This is a genomic window from Cryobacterium sp. Hz9, assembly GCF_004402825.1.
GTDB lineage: Bacteria > Actinomycetota > Actinomycetes > Actinomycetales > Microbacteriaceae > Cryobacterium > Cryobacterium gelidum.
The window spans coordinates 260,521-278,410 of the sequence record NZ_SOFC01000023.1 but is presented as its reverse complement, the minus strand read 5'-3'; the positions used below and the strand labels follow the sequence as shown (position 1 = coordinate 278,410).

The window sequence follows — 17,890 nt, the reverse complement described above, 5'->3', positions numbered from 1 at the left end:
CCTGCCGATCCTGCGCCGGACCGGCTCTACGGAGCCGGTGTGAGTGTGGTCACGATCGGCCGGTGGTCGCTGCCGGCGTCATCGAGCGTCTCGATCACCCGCAGCGTGGCCACCTGCCAGTTCGGGGTGACCATGACGTGGTCGATGGGGCTGCCGAGCAGGGCGGGAATGCTGGTGGGCCAGGTGCCGACGGATGCCGCACCGGCCGACAGCGCGGCATCCACGCAGTTGCCGAGCACAGCGCCGGTGCCTCCGCCTGCCCGGCCGGCCATGTGGTCGAGCGTGGCATTAAAGTCGCCCGCCATGATCACGCTGTCGCCCTGACACTGGGTGGCGAGCCAGTCGAGATCGCTGCGCCAGTTCGACATCTCGTATTGAATGGGGGAGACGGCGTGCACCGCGACGATGGTCGGGCCGCTGCCATCGGTCGGTTCGGCCACGACGGTCGGCAGCACGTTGGTGTTGCCGGGTGGGCCGGACCCCGCTGCATTGCTCACGACATAGTCACCGAGGTCGGGGCTGATCAGCACGGTTGTAGAACGAGCCTTGGAGACCCGATCGAAAGCGAGCGTGTGTACCCACATCGGCCGTCCAGCCTCGCGCATCCCCTCGGCAATCAGGATGCCGGTTTCTTCCGTGGTTTCGGGCAGAGTGACGACGTCGGCGTTCTGCGCAACGGCGAGGTCGGCGATGACCGCGGCGCCGGGGACATCACCGAGCGTGTTCCAGCTCAATACGGTGACGGAGCTGACACCCGCTTCGGTGCTGACCTGAGCGGTGCTGGCAGTGAATCCACGGGAGGCCAGGATGCCGACATTGGCCACCCCGAAGAGAGCGAGCAACACCACGGCCATGCCCAGGGTTGGGCGTAACGGGCGAATGAACCGAAGCAGCCCGAGCAGAACGAGGCCGACAACCGCGCCGATCACGGCGATGGCACGAAAAGACACAAGGTGGGCCACGACCCAGCTGTTGTGCAGGCCGAACGCCTGCGGCCAGGTGCAGACCAGCAGGAAAGCGGCCGCGCCGACCAGAAGAAGCGCCCGAAGGAGTCGAGGGAACATTGGATTGAACCCTAGATCAGAATTCTGGGGAATCCCCCGTCGGCCCGGGCCCGACGCCGCGGCCATGGGCCGGAGGGCGGCCAACTAGCATGGGGGCATGGCAGTCGCGCGGCAATTCCATGGTCCGATCGACCTGCACGCACATTCGAGCGTGTCGGACGGCACCGAGACCCCCGCCGAACTCGTGCGGGCCGCTGCCGCTGCCGGCCTCGGCACCATCGCGCTGACCGACCACGACTCGACGGCCGGTTGGCCCGAAGCATCCGCTGCAGCGGAAGTTGAACACATGACACTTATTCCCGGAATGGAATTCAGCACCCGGGTGCAGTACGCCAGTGTGCATCTTTTGGCATATCTCTTCGACCCGGCCGATTCGGCCCTGCTCGCCGAATTGACCCGCGTGCGTGCCGCACGTTTCACCCGGGCCGAACAGATGGTCGCCCGCATCGGCGCGGACTACGACCTGAGCTGGGACGACGTGCTCGCGCAGACCACTCCGGAGGCGACCGTTGGCCGGCCGCACATCGCCGACGCCCTCGTCGCCCGCGGTCACGCCCTCAATCGCAGCGCCGCCTTCGCGGGCATCCTCCACTGGAAGGCCGGCTACTACCAGCCGCACTATGCCCCCGATCCGTTGCGGGCGATCCAACTCGTGCGAGCCGCCGGGGGAGTGCCGGTCATCGCCCACCCTGCCACCCGCGGGATCGGCGATATTGTGGCGGAATCTCGGTTGAAGACCCTGGTCGAAGCCGGACTGTTCGGCCTCGAATTGGGGCACCGCGAGAACAAGCCCGAACCCACGGCCCGGCTGTGTGAGCTGGCTGCCAAGTTCGGGCTGGTCGTCACTGGCTCGAGTGATTACCACGGCACCGGCAAACCCAACCGGCTCGGCGAGAACACGACCGCCCCCGAGGTGCTCGAGCGCATCATCGCCGAGGGCCGCGGTTCGGCTCCCATCTACGGCTGATCTTTCGGCAGCGAATGCCGCGGCGTCGCCAGTTTCAGCGCGCGGTGAAACGGCGGCGCGTGAAACCAACGCATACGAAACAACGGCGCCGCGAACGAGTGTGGCGGGAAACAGGAACGCCCGGCCCCGGGGCTGCCACGGCCGAAACGGCGACAGCCCGAGAGCCGGGCGCGGATGGTTCTGTTTCGTTGTTAGATGGTGCTGCCGGACTGCGGAGAGCGACGACGCGTGCGGCTGCGACGCAGCGGCGCGCTGTTGCCGTCGTGGTGCTCGGCTCCGCCGCCATCGTGGGTGCCGGCAGCGGAGGTCGCGGCCGGGGCGTCCGGGTTGGTGCTGGAGCCAACGCGGGTGCGCGACCGAGTGGGCCGACTCGCCTCGTCGGCACCGGAGGCTACCGGGCTTGTCGCCGGGCGGTCTGAGCTGCGCGCGGAATCGCCACGGCCGGAACCGCGACCTCCCTCAGAACGACCAGAGCGTGCAGCGCCGGAACGACCCGAGTCGGAACGACTGCCGGCGCCGGAGCGTGCCCCGCCGGAACGACCGGCGCCGCCGGTGCGCGCATCACCAGCGGCGACATCCTTCACCGGGGTTGCCCGCAGGCGGCCCTTGGAGCCGGCTGGGATGTTCAGATCGGTGTAGAGGTGCGGCGATGACGAGTAGGTTTCCATCGGTTCCGGCTGGCCGAAGTCGAGGGCTTTGTTGATCAGCGACCACTTGTGCAGGTCATCCCAGTCGACGAAGGTCACGGCGATGCCGTTCTTGCCGGCGCGACCGGTGCGGCCGACGCGGTGCAGGTATGCCTTCTCGTCTTCGGGAATGGTGTGGTTGATCACGTGGGTGACGTCTTCAACGTCGATGCCGCGAGCTGCGACATCCGTTGCGATCAGAATTTCCTTCTTACCGCTCTTGAAACTCGCCATGGCACGTTCGCGCTGCTCCTGATTCAGGTCGCCGTGCACGGCCGTGGCGTTGAAGCCACGATCGCCCAGTTCCTCGACGAGCTTCGCGGCGGCGCGCTTGGTACGGGTGAAGATGATGGTCTTGCCGCGGCCCTCCGCCATGAGGATGCGGCCGATGACTTCGTCCTTGTCCATGTTATGGGCGCGGTAGACGAGGTGCTCGATGTTGGCCTGCATCAGGCCTTCATCGGGGTCGGTCGCGCGAATGTGAATCGGGCGGTTCATGAAGCGTCGGGCCAGGGCCACGATCGGTCCGGGCATCGTCGCCGAGAACAGCATGGTGTGGCGGGTCGACGGGGTCTGCGCGAAAAGCTTCTCGATGTCGGAGAGAAAACCGAGGTCGAGCATCTTGTCTGCTTCGTCGAGTACCATTTCGCGCACGTTGGCGAGAGTGAGCAGGCGCTGGCTGGCGAGGTCGAGCAGGCGGCCGGGAGTTCCGACGACAATCTGCGCGCCGGCCTTGAGCTGTTCGATCTGGCCCTCATAGGCCTTGCCACCGTAAATGGAAACGATCTTGGTGTTGCGGCCCGTCGCGGCGAGCTCGAGGTCCTCCGAGACCTGCACGCACAGTTCTCGGGTTGGAACGACGATGAGCGCCTGCACGCCGGGCTCGGGGTCGAGGCCGAGGCGCTGGATGACCGGAAGGCCGAAACCAAAGGTCTTGCCGGTGCCGGTCTTAGCCTGACCGATGATGTCCTGGCCGGCCAGGGCGAGGGGGATGGTCTGGGTCTGGATGGGGAACGGTTCAAGGATGCCCTTGGCAGCAAGGGAGTCGACCATGTCCTGGTCAATATTAAGTTCGGAGAAAGTCACGAATGTATGCCTGTCATTAACTGGAAGCGAAGTGCGCCCGTTTTTGCGTCTCGGGCAGCGGCCACCGATCCTTGCCGGCGACGTAATTCCACCTTACTGCCCCGTCTGTACCGCGGCCACAGGCGCGCTGTCCTAAGCTAAGCCCGTGGTCACGTGGTCCGGTCGGCGCCCGCAGCGCACTGAAGCTCCGCGGCTTTCCGCCCGCGGGGTGCTCCAGCCAACAGAAAAAATGGACATCAGTTCGCTCGCTCCCGGAGTGCGGCATTTTCTCGGCCAGGCCGCGTACCGCGAGCTCGGCGAGTTTGAAAGTCTGGCACGGGCCGTAGCCACGGCGCCGAACCTCGCCGTGAAGGAGGGACTCAGCACGGCCGCCGGTCGAGCACTGAGCAAGCATCACGGTCTGATTACCGAGATTCGACGCCGCGGGCACGAGCCGGCCACCGAGATGGCCCCGTTCGTCGTGGCCCTCGATGGGTTTCGCCGCGAAACCAGCGGCGCCGAGTGGCACGAGCTGCTCCTGAGCTGCTACCTCTGCGGTGGTTTGCTCGATGATTTCTTTATTCGCCTGTCGGATGGCCTGCCGCGCGACATCGGGCCCCGAGTGGCGCAGCTGCTCGGTGAAGATTCCGGCACCGGTGTGCTGATACAGGAATTACAAACCGCCATCGAGAACGACGTGGCGCTTGGCTCACGGCTGGCCATGTGGGGCCGCCGACTCGTCGGTGACACCCTGCTCGTGGCCCGGTCGGCCATGCCGGCCGCCGACCCTGCCGAGGGTGCCGAGGCGCGCATCGAACCGGTCTTCACCGAGCTCATCGCAGCGCACACCCGCCGCATGGACGGCCTCGGCCTCACCGCCTAGCCGTTCACCCAGCGAACCGGCCGAAGTCCTAGGCGGCGGACGCTGCGTTGGCGAGCCGTTGCAGCATCCGCCGGTCGCCGTGAATGCGTCGTCTGCTGATCACAAGATTGAGCACGACGGATACGACGACGGTGCCCACGAGGGACATCCACCAGATCCACCCAGTGGCCCAATCCAAGCCGAGCCAGGTCAGCGCTACCCAGAGAGCGGATGCCGCAACGGTTCCGATCGCCGGAACCAGCACCGAACCCTGGGTCGACCGACCGGGGAGAAAATACCGCGCGGCGAGGCCGATGACCGCGCCGAGCAGCGCGACGAACAGAAGCTCCATGGCTGGTTAGGCGACGAAACCGACGCGGCGCGATTCTTCGCTGCCGAGTTCGACGTAGGCAAGGCCCACCGTGGGAACGATGTACACCCGCCCCTTGCTGTCACTGAGCTTCAGATAGCCGGTCTGACCGGAGAGGGCCGCCGCAACGGTCTCCTCAATCTCGGTCGCTGGCTGCGAAGTCTCAAAACCGATCTCCCGCGGAGAGTTGAAAATACCAATGCGAATATCCACCGAACTGCCTTTCGTAGCCTTGCGCCCAGAGTACGACAGAACGCAGCGCCGCCCTGACCGAGTTCACTGTCGGCGCAACCCGTTACCGTTGAATTGTGACCACTCCGCGCATCAACCACCGGCTCGACACCGCCCAGCAGGCCGTTCTCGACCTTCCAGACGGGGTGAGTGCCGCGGTGATCGGCGCTCCCGGCTCCGGCAAGACCTGGGCCCTCGTTGAACTCGTCGCCGACCGGGTCTTGAACCGGGGGTATTCGCCGAGTGAGGTACTCGTGCTCGTACCCACCCGCACCGGTGCGACCGCCCTGCGCGACCGAATCGCGCTGCGCCTCGCCGTGCCCACGAACGGGCCGCTGGCCCGCAGCACCAACTCGGTGGCCTTTCAGATTGTGCGTTCCGCGGTCGCCCAGGCTGGCGGGCCGACACCAACGCTGCTCACCGGCGGTGAACAAGACCAGATCATCGCCGAGCTGCTGCAGGGTCACCTCGACGATGAGGTCGGGTCGATGTCAGCCGGTCCAACCCCGGCCTGGCCGGCCACGCTCGGCCCCGACGTGCGTGGCCTGCGCGGTTTCCGCACCGAACTGCGTGACCTCATGATGCGCGCCGTCGAGTACGGTGTGACCCCGGGCCAACTGGAGCGCTTCGGACTGGGCCGACCGGAGTGGGTTGCAGCAGCTGAGTTCATTCGCGGCTATGAAGAGGCCAAAGACCAGGCTCGCCCCGGTCAGTACGACTCCACCGAGCTGGCTCGCTATGCCGCGGCCATCGTGGCCGGAGCGGAGGCCGGACCGGCCGGAGCGGCAACGCTTGGGTCCCTGGCCGACGTGCGCCTGATCGTGCTCGATGACGCTCAGGAGGTCACGCAGGCCACGCTCACCCTGCTCGCCCAGTTTCAGGCGCGCGGCGTGGCGATCATCGCACTGGGCGACCCCGACATCACGACCGGCTCGTTCCACGGTGCGCATCCGGATGCCCTCGGCCGTCTTGGCGCGTATCTGGCCGCCGACCGCGGCCGGGTGGCTGCCCCGATCGTGCTGCAGACCGTATATCGACACGGGGCGGGTATCCGGAACGTTGTCCAACAGATCACCAGCAGGATCGGTGCGGCCGCGGCGGGTACTCAGCGCGCGGCGGCCAGCGCACCGGTCACCGTGCCGCTCACTGTGCCGCTCACCGTGCCGGGCGGCGGCCTGGCGCACGTCGAGCCGGCCGCTGCGGATGGCGCCGCGGCCAATTGCACCGCGGCCAATTCCACCGGTGCCAATTCCGCCGCAACTGATTCCACCGGTGCGGATTCCGCTGGTGCCGGCGCTGACGTTGCCGGTGAGCTGCCCAACGAGTCCGTGCACACCGTCATCGCGAGCAGCCCGGCCGATCAGCTCGCGGTGATCGCCCGGCTGCTGCGTGAACGCCACGTGATCAACGACACACCGTGGTCGCGCATGGCCGTGATCGTGCGCACCGGATCGCTCGTGCCGTCGATTTCCAAGGGGCTCGCCGCACTCGAGGTGCCGACCCAGGTCTCGACCGCGAGCACGGCACTGCGCGACGAATACGCGGTGAAGGCATTTATTCTGGCCCTCGAAGTGACCCTCGGGCGCGAACCGCTCGACCCCGAGGCGGCAATCGCGCTGTTGCGCGGCCCGCTCGGCGGGCTCGATCCGATCACCCTGCGCCGGCTGCGCGCCGCACTGCGTCAACACGAGCTGGGCCATCAGGAGCTGGGCGACGCAACCCCCACCCCGCGCAGCGCCGACGAACTGCTCGTCGCCGCCCTGCAGGACCCCGAATTGCTCGCCACCATCGACAATCGCACGGCTCGCCGCGCGGCCGGCTGCGGAGCGAGCCTGCGCCAGGCACGAATTGAATACAAGGCCGGCGCGACCATCGAAGAACTGCTCTGGGGCCTGTGGCAGCGCAGCGGTCTCGACCGGGAGTGGAAGGAGCAATCCACCGGCACCGGCATTGTCGCCGACGAAGCCAACCACAACCTCGACGCCGTCGTCGCTTTGTTCTCGGCCGCGCAACGCTTTGTTGAACGCACCCCGTCGGCTCCGCCGGTGTTGTTCCTCGAGCACCTCGTCGATACCGATGTGCCCGAGGACACCCTCGCGCCGCGCGCCCTCGGCGCGGCCGTGACCGTGTCCACTCCGAGCGGCACCATCGGGCGGGACTTCGACATCGTCGTTCTCGCCGGTGTGCAGGCCAACGTCTGGCCCGACCTGCGCATTCGCGGATCGCTGCTTGGCGCCGGCGACCTCGCCCTGGTCGCCTCCGGGCAACACGCTCCTGGCACCGATGCACGCACCGCGGTGCTCCACGACGAACTGCGCATGTTCGCTCAGGCCGCCAGCCGCGCCACGACCGAGCTGCTCATCACCGCCGTCAACAATGAAGAAAACGAACCGTCGGCGTTCCTGCGCCTGCTGCCACAGCCGGGCCCCGAGCATGACATCGACGACCTCGCCCGCTACCCGTTGTCGCTGCGCGGCCTGGCCGGGCGGCTGCGCCGCGACCTGACCCGCGCCATCCGCTCGCCGGCCCGCACCGATTTCGACACTGTCTCCCGAGCAGCGGATGCCGCGGCCACGCTGGCCCGTCTTGCCCGCGAAAGCGTGCCAGGCGCCGCGCCCGACGACTGGTACGGGCTGACCGACCCAAGCACCGTGCGCCCGCTCAACGACCCGGACTCCGACGATCAGCCGGTGCGCGTCTCGCCATCGCGCATGGCCGCATTCGAAACCTGCCCGCTGCACTGGCTGATCGGTCAGGTCGGCGGCGGCAACTCGAACACGGCCGCGAACCTCGGCACGATCATTCACAAGGTGATGGAGGACGCCACCGACCGCCGGCCCGAAGCCCTCTGGCAGGGGGTGGAGGCCCGCTGGAACGAACTCGACTTCGACGCCGACTGGCAGTCGCGCGTGCAGAAGGTCGCCGCACGGGCGCTCACCGACAGGCTCGCTTCCTACCTGCTGGATTTTGAGCACGGCGGCGGTGAGCTATTGAGCGCCGAGGGCACCTTCCAACTGGAGGTCAGTGGCGCCGTGCTGTCGGGTACCATCGACCGGGTGGAACGCCAATTCGATGGACGGGCCGTCATCGTCGACCTGAAGACCGGCAAGGGTGACTCGACCAGCGATACCGGCGTCGCCGAGCATCCCCAACTCGGCGCCTACCAGCTGGCATTCCAGGACGGCGCTATCGACGGCGTGCCCGCTGACATGACCCTGGCCGGTGCGCGCCTCGTCATCGTCTCCTCCGGCACGGTCAAACAGAACTACCGCAATCCCACCCAGCCCGCCTTCAGCTCGGAGCAGCTCGACGCTTTCCGCACCCGGGTCGGCGACGACGCGGCCGGCATGGGCGGCGCCACTTTCATCGCCGAGATCACCTCGCACTGCCTCGACCCGCGCAGCCACGGGTCCTGCCGCATCCACGTCATCAAGCAGGTCAGCTCATGAGTCCCACAACGACAGTCACCACGGTTTCGGCACTCGACATTGCCGCCCAGCTCGAGCTGCCTCCGCCCACGAGTGAGCAGCAGGCCGTGATCGAGGCGCCGCTCACGCCCACCCTGGTGGTCGCCGGTGCCGGCAGCGGCAAGACCGAGACCATGGCCAACCGGGTGCTGTGGCTGCTCGCCAACGGCCACGCCCGCCCCGACCAGATTCTCGGACTCACCTTTACCCGTAAGGCCGCCGGCGAATTGGGCGAACGCATCAACAAACGCATCACCGACCTCGATGCGGCCGGCCTCATGCCGGTCATGGCCGGTCCCGATGACGAGATGTCCGCCGAGTCCTCGGACCTGTTCAACACCCCGAGCGTCTCCACCTACAACTCTTTCGCCAGCCGGCTGTTCACCGACAACGCCCTGCTGCTCGGCCGTGAACCGGAGTCGGTGCTGCTGAGCGAAACCAGCGCCTGGCTGCTCGCCCGGCGGGTCGTCGTCGAGCACGGCGACGGGCGGCTCGTGCCATTCGGCAAGAGCATCGACCAGGTCACCGACGCCGTGCTGCAGCTTAGTCGTGCCCTCGCCGAGAACCCGCCGGCCCGGCGCGACGGCGCTCCGGGTGCCCCGCACGACCTCACCGCCCTGGCCGAGAGTTTCGTCTACCTGCCTGATCTGCCTTACGGCAATCCGCGTAAGAAAACCCCGTACGGCTCGGTCGTCGATTCCGTGGCAGCGGTCGCACCGCTGCCGGTGCTTGCCGAACTCGCCGCCCGCTACAGCAGCGAGAAACGCCGACTGGGACTGATCGAATTCTCCGACCAGGTGGCGCTGGCGCTGCAGGTGTGCCAGAAAGTGGCTGCGGTCACAGACCGCTACCGCGACCAGTACCGGATCGTGCTCCTCGACGAATACCAGGACACCTCGGTGTTGCAGACCGAACTGCTGCACACCCTGTTCCGTGACCACCCGGTGATGGCGGTCGGCGATCCACACCAGTCCATTTACGGATGGCGCGGCGCCAGCTCCGCGAACCTGCTCGGCTTTGCCCGCGACTTCAGCTCTACAGCCACGGCTCCGACCATGTCGCTGTCCTTCACCTGGCGCAACCCCGCGCTCGTGCTCGACACCGCTAACGCCCTGGTGGCCCCGTTGAGCGACGCCCTGCGCGCCAAAGCGGGGGGAATCCAGGTCGAAACGCTTAAAGTTCCGGCCGGAACCCGACCCGGCGGCGTCGACGCGCTCATGGCGCAAACCATCGCCGAGGAGGCCGGCGTGGTCGCTGACTGGTTTGCCGCTCGTGTGGTCGGCGACCACACCGGCGCGATGCTGTTTCGTGCGCGTCGTGAAATGGATTACTTCGCCGAGGTGCTGAGGGCGCACGGCGTGCGCGCCCACGTGCTCGGCCTCGGCGGGCTGCTGTCGACACCGGAGGTGGCCGACGTGGTGAGTGTGCTGCGCGTGGTGCACGACCCCGCTGCCGGCAGCGAGCTGGTGCGCCTGCTCAGCGGCGCCCGCTATCGCGTCGGAGCACGCGATCTGCAGGCGCTCGCCGACGTGGCCCGCTGGCTGGCCGCGCACGACTGGGCGCAGAAGGCTATCTCGGCTGACCTGCGGGGCAAGCTGCGGGCATCGGTCGCCGGCGATGAGGGCAGCTCCCTCGTCGACGCGATCGACTTTCTCGGCACGGCCCCCGACTCCCACGGCCAATTCGCCGGATTCAGCGAGCTCGGGCGCGCCCGTGTGCAGTCGGCCGGCCGGCAACTGGCCTGGCTGCGATCCCGTGCCGGCCTGCCGCTGCTCGACTTCGTACGCCTGATCGAGCAGGAATTTCGGCTCGACATCGAACTGACCGCGAACGAGGCCAACGATCTCGGCCTCGCCAACCTGTATTCCTTCCACGACACGGTGACCGCGTTTCTCGACAGCGACGAGCAGGGCACCTTGGCCAGCTTTCTGCGCTGGCTGAAGCGGGCGGAGATGCAAGACGACCTCGGCCCGCGTGCCGAGCTGTCGGAACAGGGCACCGTGCAATTGCTCACCATTCACGGCGCCAAGGGCCTCGAATGGGACTTCGTCGCCATTCCCAACCTCGAAGAAAAGAGCCTGCCAGCGGCCTCCCGCAACACCAGCGGCTGGCTACGCTTCGGCGAACTGCCCTATGATTTTCGCGGCGACCGGTCGGAGCTGCCCGTGCTCGAGCTAGCCGGGCACGACACCCAATTCGACTATGATCTGGCCTTCCAGGCCTACAAAGAAGTGTTGGCGTCGCGGCATGACGACGAAGAGCGTCGGCTCATTTACGTGGCCACCACCCGCGCCAAGCGTGAATTGCTTTTGACCGGCTCGTTCTGGGGACCTGGACTGACCGTGCGGAAGCCCAGCCGCTATCTCACGGAACTTGTCGAAGCCGGGCTCATTGCCGCCATCCCCGACGCGAGCGACGAGGCCGACAAACCCGACTCCGCCGATGACGGCACCGAGCTGTGGCCATTCGACCCCCTCGGCACCCGCCGGGCACTGGTTGAAGCCGCCGCAACGCGGGTGCGGAACAGTGAAGCGGATGCCCCCACCCGCTGGTCCGCCGCGGTCACTTTGCTGCTTGCGGAACGGGCTCTGCGGCTGGCTGGCGGCGGGGTGGCGCCCGTCCCGGCGCGCATCCCGGCTTCCCGGTTCAAGGACTACGTCGACGACCCGGCCGGTGTCGCCGCGGAACTGCGCCGCCCCATGCCCCAACGCCCCTATCGAGCCACCCGGCTCGGCACGCTGTTCCACTCCTGGGTCGAGCGGCGCGCCGGCGGTGCCACCGGCACCGACCGCATCGATGCCAGCCTGAATGAACTGGACTTCGGCGATGACGACGAGGGTACCGATACCCTGAGTGACCTCGCGGTGCCCGAGCAGGAGCAGTTCGCGGTGCTCCAGGCCACCTTCGAACGTTCTGAATGGGCCGAACGGATGCCCGTCGACGTCGAGATCGAAATTCACCACGTACTCGGAGGCCAGGTCTTCGTCTGCAAGCTCGACGCCGTCTACAAAACCGCGACCGGGTACCAGGTCGTCGACTGGAAAACCGGGCGGGCACCCAAGAACGCCGCCGACCTGGAACTCAAGCAAACCCAGCTCGCGCTCTACCGGCTCGCCTACGCCCGCTGGAAGGGTATCGATCCGGGCATCGTCGACGCCGTGTTCTACTTCGTCGCCGACGATACCGTCATCGCGCCCGATCGCCTCTACTCAGAGGAAGACCTGCTCGCCGCCTGGTCCGGAGCGATGGCCCCGGTGCGCGAGTCGTTGGACTCCCCAGAGTCAGAGCCAGAGTCAGAGTCAGAGTCAGAGTCAGAGTCAGAATCGGAGTCAGAATCAGCGGTGAGCCCGGAGAAGTTGTAGCTGTCGGTGTGCATCGCTGCGTGTTGGTCGTAATCCCGGGCGGCGCGCGGCATATGGTCGAGCATGTTCTCCACGTCGCCGACGGTCATGATCGGGCCGGTTACGGGGGAGAGCGGCTGCTGGGTGTGGCTGTGCACCGTGTCGACGAGGCCGTCGAGCATCGCGACGGCGTCATCGACGATGGACTGATCGTGGCTGCTGACGCCGTGCAGCAACCAGCGGGCCAGTTCCAGCTCGGCGTAGAGCATGGCGCGCTGGGTGATGTGACTGTCGCTGCCCTGACGTGCGGTCGAATACGCCGTGATGGCCAGTTCGGCTGCGTCGCCGCGCGCAGCGAGTAACCAGTGCAAGTCCCGCGCCGGATCGCCGACGGCCAGGCCAGACCAGCCGAGAATTCCCGATACGGCATCGTCAGTGATCAGAATGGAATCGGCCGACATCGACCCGTGCACCACTGCCGGCGCGAACTGCCAGAGGGCGTCGTCGTCGGTGGCCTGTTCCCAGCGGCGCAGCAGCGCGGCGGGCAGATAACCGGTGTTGGCGGCCCGGTCGATCAGGTCGATCGCATCCGTGCGGCACTGTTGGGCGCTCTGCTGCGGCAGCCCGGCGGTGCCGATGAAGGCGCTCGGCAGCGCGTGGATCGCGGCGATGGCCCGGCCGATCGACCCCGAGACGCCCTCGTGTCCGGTGAGGGCATCCGCCTCGAAGCTGTCGCCGGCCAGAAGCTCATAGACGACGGCGCGGGTGCCCTGAATCGGCGTCTGGCCGACGTATTCCGGCACATCGAACGGTAGCCGGCTTCGATTGCCGGTGGTGAGCGCGCGCAGCGCCACGAGGTCGGCGGACTGCTCGGTTTCGGCCGACTGGCTGGTGGGAACGCGAATGATCAGCGCCCGCCCGTCTTTGTCGATAACGAGCGCCGAGTCGAACAGTCCGTGCGCGCCGGCACTGTGCTTTCGGGCGTAGGCCACGTCGAGCCCCGTAACTGCGGAGGTGGCTAACGCGGCTAGAGTGAGTTGAGTTCTGGCCATGCCTACTAGGTTAGATCGACTTCCGGTCGCGTGGCTGTTCGCCACGCCTCCACACACACGTTCTCGCAGAGCTCGGAGATAAACCATGTCGTTCACTTTCACGACGCGGTTGCCGCTGTCTCGTCACGCGGTCGACCGTGACCACCTGAGCCGCGCAATTCCCGGTCTGTTCGACGAGCTCTGCGCTGATGCCGCCACCCGCTTTCTGCCCGTCTGGCACGGCAAAATGCTGCTCGCGCCGCACAGCCCCACCGCCGCCGCCAGCGCCAGCGCTACCGCCGTGCACCTGGCCCTGCTGCCGTCGAGCAGCGTGCCGGCGAGCCGACGAAACGCCAGCCTCCGCGTCTACCTCGGCCGGTCGCTACCGACCGACCTGCCCGAACCGGCCGGCACCCGCATCGTGGCGGTTCAGCTCGATGATGACGACGCCGCTCTTCTTGAACCCGACGAGGGCCGCTGGGTGGGCCTGCGCACGGTCGCGACCGCGCTCGGCGACCGTGACGCCGGCCTGTTCACCGAGGCCCTCGGCGTGCTCAACTGGCACGCCTCGCACGGGCACTGCCCGCGCTGCGGCGCCGCCACCGTGGTCGAGGAGGCCGGTTGGGTGCGCCGCTGCCCCGTCGACAACAGCCAGGTGTTCCCACGTACCGACCCGGCCGTGATCGTGCTCATCACCGACGCCGACGACCGCATCCTGCTCGGCTCCAATGCTATGTGGGAAAACAATCGCTACTCCTTGCTTGCCGGATTCGTCGAACCCGGCGAGGCCCTGGAATCGGCCGTGATCCGCGAAATGTTTGAAGAATCCGGATTGCGGGTCACCGACCCGGCCTATGTCGGCTCCCAGCCGTGGCCCTTCCCGGCCTCGGTCATGTGCGGGTTCACCGCTCGACTCGCCGACGACCAGCAGGCCGGTGATCTGCTGCCCGACGGCGCCGAGATTCTGGCGCTGCGCTGGTTCAGCCGGCAGGAACTGCACGAGGCCGCCGAGTGGATGCTGCTACCCGGCCCGTCGTCAATCGCGCACGCCATGATCGAACGCTGGTTTGGTGCACCCTTGCGCGCCTCACCCGAATTGATCCGCCCGTGACGGTGACCGCCGACTCGCTGCTGCAGGGCCTCGACGAGCAACAGCGCATTGCCGCCGAAGCGCTGATCGGCCCCGTCTGCATGCTCGCCGGTGCCGGAACCGGCAAGACCCGCGCCATCACGCACCGCATCGCGCTCGGCGTGCTCACCGGCGCCTACGCCCCCAACCGGGTCATGGCGCTCACCTTCACGAGCCGCTCAGCCGCCGAACTACGCGGTCGCCTGCGCCAGCTCGGCGCCGGCGGGGTGGCCGCCCGTACCTTCCACGCCGCCGCACTATCTCAGCTGAACTACTTCTGGCCGCACGTCGTCGGAGGGCAGGCACCGCGCATCCTCGACGGCAAGGGCCGAATTCTCGGGCACGCCGCCGAGGCCCTGCACCTCAAAATCGATACGGCCACCCTGCGTGACCTCGCGGCCGAGGTGGAGTGGCGCAAGACCAGCGGCCTGAGCATCGAGCAGTATGCGGCCGGCATCGCCCGCCGCAGCCTGCCCGGCCGGCTCGACGTCGGCCAGGTCGTCGACCTGCAACAGACCTACGAGAAGCTCAAGGACGATCGCAAGCAGATCGACTTCGAAGACGTGCTGCTGGCCATGGCCGGCATGATCGAGGCCGAACCGTCGGTGGCACTGCAGGTTCGGGAGCAGTACCGGTTCTTCGTCGTCGATGAATATCAGGACGTCTCCCCGCTGCAGCACGACCTCCTCGCGCTGTGGCTCGGCGACCGTCGCGACCTCTGCGTCGTCGGCGACGCCAGCCAGACCATCTACTCCTTCGCCGGTGCCCGCAGCGACTACCTGCTCGACTTTCCCAAACACTACGAAGATGCCACGGTGGTGCGTCTCGAGCAGAACTACCGGTCGACGGCGCCGATCGTCTCGGCCGCCAACCAGCTCATGCGCGGCCGCTCCGGCGCCCTCACCCTGCACGCCGCGCAATCCGACACCGGCCCGGACCCGAGCGTGCGCGGCTACGCCTCGGATATGGCCGAGGCTCGCGGCGTCGCCGAGCAGATTCTGCAGCTCATCGACACCGGCACCAAACCCGAGGACATCGCCGTCTTGTTTCGGGTCAACGTGCAGGCGGCGCTGCTCGAAACGGCGCTGACCGAGGTGGGAGTGAGCTACCAGATTCGCGGCGCCAAACGGTTCTTCGACCTGCCGGAGGTGAAGCAGGCGGTGATGAGCCTGCGCGCGGCATCCGTTTCCATCATCGGGGAACCGCTGTTCAAATCGGTCAGCGACGTGTTGCGCTCCCTCGGCTGGAGCCAGACCGCCCCGGAGACGCGCGGTGCAGTGCAGTCCAGGTGGGAATCGCTCAACGCCCTGATGGGCCTGGTCGACCAGGCCGCCGCCGGCACAACCTTTCGCCAGTTCACCGATGAGCTGATGGAACGCCAGGCCGGCCAGCACGAACCGACGGTGTCGGCGGTGACGCTGGCCACCATGCACTCGGCGAAGGGCCTCGAGTGGGACGCCGTGTTCGTGGTCGGCCTCAGCGAGGGCCTCGTACCGATCAGCTACGCGAGCACTTTTGAGCAAATCGACGAGGAACGCCGGCTGCTCTACGTCGGCATCACCCGGGCCCGGCGCCGACTGGCGCTCAGCTGGTCATCTTCAGGTGTGCAGGCTCGGGCAGCTCGGGAACGATCCCGGTTTCTGCAAGAGCTTGGCAGCCGCACCGCTCGTGGAGCCGGTGCGCGGACCGCGTAATCGTCCCCGTGACGGCGTCAATGCGCAGCGATCGGGCGAACACCGTGGACCGTCCCGAATCCAATCGATCCTGCACGAGGCCGGCTACCCGGGCGGCGACCTCGAAGCTCAGCCTGGGCGTCTCGCTCGGGGCCTGCCGCGGGGCCAACTGACAGGCCATGGCCGGCCAGGCGGGATCCTCATCGACGTGCGCGAGTTCGAGACAGGTCAGGCAGGGCCCGAGGCCCGGTTCGACCAACGGCCCCACCCGCGCGGCGCTGTCACTGAAGACCACCGGCAGGTGAGGAATATCGCGGCGCAGCCAGTACCCATGACCCTCAGGGTAGAAGACGTAGTGCCCGACCAGCACCGCCAGCTCGGGGTCGGCGCCGCGGGCCGCCTCTTGGATTCCGAGGGTGGCCAGCAGGGCACGCACGCGAGACGCCGTTGGTCCGACGCCGTCGACGTGCACGGTGCGGGGCACCGGGGTGACCGGAGCGTGCGCGTCGTCGGGCACGTACAGCAGCGCCGGCTCGAGCAAATCGAGCAGGTGCGTCACCTCGGCAGCGGATGCCCCGGCGAGCGTTCCCAGCAGCATCGCACCCGATCGGTGCACCCCCACGACCAGGGCTGACAGCACGGCCTCGTGAGCGAGAGTCAGCCCGCTGATCGTGACGATGGCCTGGTCGACGCCGAGTTGCACGCACTCCGGGGTGCGCCACACCAGCGGGTATCGAGGATTCAGTCGAAGGGCCATGCCGACATGATGACGCACCTGACCCGAGCAGGAAAAAGTTTTCCACAGGCACGGTGTCGACGGGATGAAGATGCGGGCGCGCGCACGCCGACTAGTGGGTTCGCATCTGAGCGCGCCCGCACCCGGTCCATTTCAAAGCGGCGCGAACTAGTAGCGGATGACCACGCGACCGTCGATCTTGCCGTGCTTCATCTCGTCGAGTATCTCGTTCACCTCGTCGATGCGGCGTTCGGAGACCGTAGGGTGAATCTGGCCGCGAGCGTAGAACTGCAGAGCTTCTTCCATGTCCTGACGGGTGCCCACGATGGAGCCGCGAATGGTGAGGCCCTTGAGCACGATATCGAAGATCGGCGCGGGAAAGTCTCCCGGCGGCAGACCGTTGAAGACGATGGTCCCGCCACGACGGGTCATGCCGATGGCCTGGCCGAAAGCGGCCGGGTGTACCGCAGTCACGAGCACGCCGTGCACACCGCCGGTGGCTTTCTGTATGGCGGCGACCGGGTCGCCGTCGAGGGCATTGATCACGAGCTCAGCACCGTGCTTGCGCGCGAGGTCAAGCTTGTCGTCGGCGATGTCGACGGCCGCAACGCGCAGTCCCATCGCCTTGGCATATTGCACGGCGATGTGGCCGAGGCCGCCGATGCCGGAGATGACAACCCACTGGCCCGGACGCGCCTCGGTCATCTTGAGGCCCTTGTAGACGGTGACGCCGGCACAGAGCACCGGCGCGATCTCGATCGGGTCGGCGCCATGGGGAATGCGCACGGCGAAGCGGGAGTCGACGAGCATGTACTGCCCGAACGAACCGTCAACGCTGTAGCCGCCGTTCTGCTGCGCCTCGCACAGGGTTTCCCAGCCGGTACGGCAGTACTGGCAGCTGCCGCAGGCGCTCCAGAGCCAGGCGCTACCAACGAGATCGCCGATGGCGAGGTCGTCGACGCCGGCACCCAGGGCGACGACCTCGCCCACACCCTCGTGCCCGGGGATGAACGGCGGGCTAGGCTTCACCGGCCAGTCGCCCTCCATGGCGTGCAGGTCTGTGTGACAGACACCGCTGCTGATCACTTTGACCAGGGCCTGACCCGGACCAGGCGACGGCACGGCAACTTCGTCGATTAAAAGGTTCTTGCCGAACTCATGCACGACGGCCGCGCGCATGGTCGGTGGCACTTCAGCGGATGTTCTCGTTTCGGTCTCGATGATTGTCATTGCCAAACTCCTTCGTTTGGGACATTTTGTCCGTGACA

The 17,890-nt window shown here is 67.3% G+C and carries 12 protein-coding genes and 1 pseudogene; 6 read left to right on the top strand and 7 right to left on the bottom strand.

Features of this window, described 5'->3' with window-relative positions:
• Window positions 1–26: 26 nt before the first annotated feature.
• Window positions 27–1,064, bottom strand: a complete 1,038-nt coding sequence (locus tag E3N85_RS13750; protein ID WP_134464074.1) for an endonuclease/exonuclease/phosphatase family protein — start codon at window positions 1,062–1,064, stop codon at window positions 27–29.
• Between the two features lie 97 nt (window positions 1,065–1,161).
• Here E3N85_RS13750 and E3N85_RS13745 point away from each other — a divergent pair, with 97 nt between their 5' ends.
• A complete protein-coding gene (locus E3N85_RS13745; RefSeq protein ID WP_134464072.1) occupies window positions 1,162–2,031 on the top strand; it encodes a PHP domain-containing protein in 870 nt (289 codons plus the stop codon).
• A 191-nt stretch (window positions 2,032–2,222) separates the two neighbouring features.
• Here E3N85_RS13745 and E3N85_RS13740 read toward each other — a convergent pair whose 3' ends face one another.
• Window positions 2,223–3,803: a DEAD/DEAH box helicase gene (locus E3N85_RS13740; protein ID WP_134464070.1), complete on the bottom strand. Its 1,581-nt coding sequence runs from the start codon at window positions 3,801–3,803 to the stop codon at window positions 2,223–2,225.
• A gap of 229 nt (window positions 3,804–4,032) precedes the next feature.
• Here E3N85_RS13740 and E3N85_RS13735 point away from each other — a divergent pair, with 229 nt between their 5' ends.
• Window positions 4,033–4,665, top strand: a complete 633-nt coding sequence (locus E3N85_RS13735) for a ferritin-like fold-containing protein (RefSeq protein ID WP_134464068.1) — start codon at window positions 4,033–4,035, stop codon at window positions 4,663–4,665.
• A gap of 28 nt (window positions 4,666–4,693) precedes the next feature.
• On the opposite strand, the gene E3N85_RS13730 is transcribed toward E3N85_RS13735, so the two are convergent.
• Complete coding sequence (locus E3N85_RS13730; RefSeq protein WP_134464066.1) at window positions 4,694–4,996, bottom strand: hypothetical protein; 303 nt, start codon at window positions 4,994–4,996, stop codon at window positions 4,694–4,696.
• Between the two features lie 6 nt (window positions 4,997–5,002).
• Entirely contained in the window at window positions 5,003–5,227 is a 225-nt protein-coding gene (locus E3N85_RS13725) for a DUF3107 domain-containing protein (RefSeq protein ID WP_092108379.1), read from the bottom strand.
• Window positions 5,228–5,322: 95 nt separating this feature from the next.
• Between E3N85_RS13725 and E3N85_RS13720 the strand changes: the two genes are divergently transcribed.
• Both E3N85_RS13720 and E3N85_RS13715 read left to right on the top strand, forming a co-directional pair.
• On the top strand, window positions 5,323–8,694 hold the full coding sequence (locus E3N85_RS13720; RefSeq protein WP_134464064.1) for an ATP-dependent DNA helicase: 3,372 nt from the start codon (window positions 5,323–5,325) through the stop codon (window positions 8,692–8,694).
• Window positions 8,691–11,945, top strand: a pseudogene (locus E3N85_RS13715) (UvrD-helicase domain-containing protein); the annotation flags it as partial. The gene E3N85_RS13720 and the pseudogene E3N85_RS13715, both read left to right, overlap by 4 nt.
• On the opposite strand, the gene E3N85_RS17040 reads toward E3N85_RS13715, so the two are convergent.
• Window positions 11,918–13,105, bottom strand: coding sequence for a phosphotransferase (locus E3N85_RS17040; RefSeq protein ID WP_304991229.1), 1,188 nt, complete (start codon window positions 13,103–13,105; stop codon window positions 11,918–11,920). The pseudogene E3N85_RS13715 and the gene E3N85_RS17040 overlap by 28 nt on opposite strands.
• Before the next feature lie 85 nt (window positions 13,106–13,190).
• Here E3N85_RS17040 and nudC point away from each other — a divergent pair, with 85 nt between their 5' ends.
• Together nudC and E3N85_RS13700 are read left to right on the top strand one after the other, a co-directional pair.
• A complete protein-coding gene (nudC, locus tag E3N85_RS13705; protein WP_134464060.1) occupies window positions 13,191–14,195 on the top strand; it encodes an NAD(+) diphosphatase in 1,005 nt (334 codons plus the stop codon).
• 2 nt (window positions 14,196–14,197) lie between these two features.
• Window positions 14,198–15,907 (top strand): ATP-dependent helicase, encoded by a 1,710-nt coding sequence (locus E3N85_RS13700; protein ID WP_134464542.1) that lies wholly within the window; start codon window positions 14,198–14,200, stop codon window positions 15,905–15,907.
• Here the strand turns inward: E3N85_RS13700 and E3N85_RS13695 are convergent.
• Window positions 15,798–16,643 carry a hypothetical protein gene (locus E3N85_RS13695; protein ID WP_134464058.1) on the bottom strand — a complete coding sequence of 282 codons (846 nt, stop codon included), beginning with the start codon at window positions 16,641–16,643 and terminating at the stop codon, window positions 15,798–15,800. The two genes, E3N85_RS13700 and E3N85_RS13695, sit on opposite strands and share 110 nt — an antisense overlap.
• 147 nt (window positions 16,644–16,790) lie before the next feature.
• Complete coding sequence (gene adhP, locus E3N85_RS13690; RefSeq protein WP_134464540.1) at window positions 16,791–17,801, bottom strand: alcohol dehydrogenase AdhP; 1,011 nt, start codon at window positions 17,799–17,801, stop codon at window positions 16,791–16,793.
• Window positions 17,802–17,890: the final 89 nt, after the last annotated feature.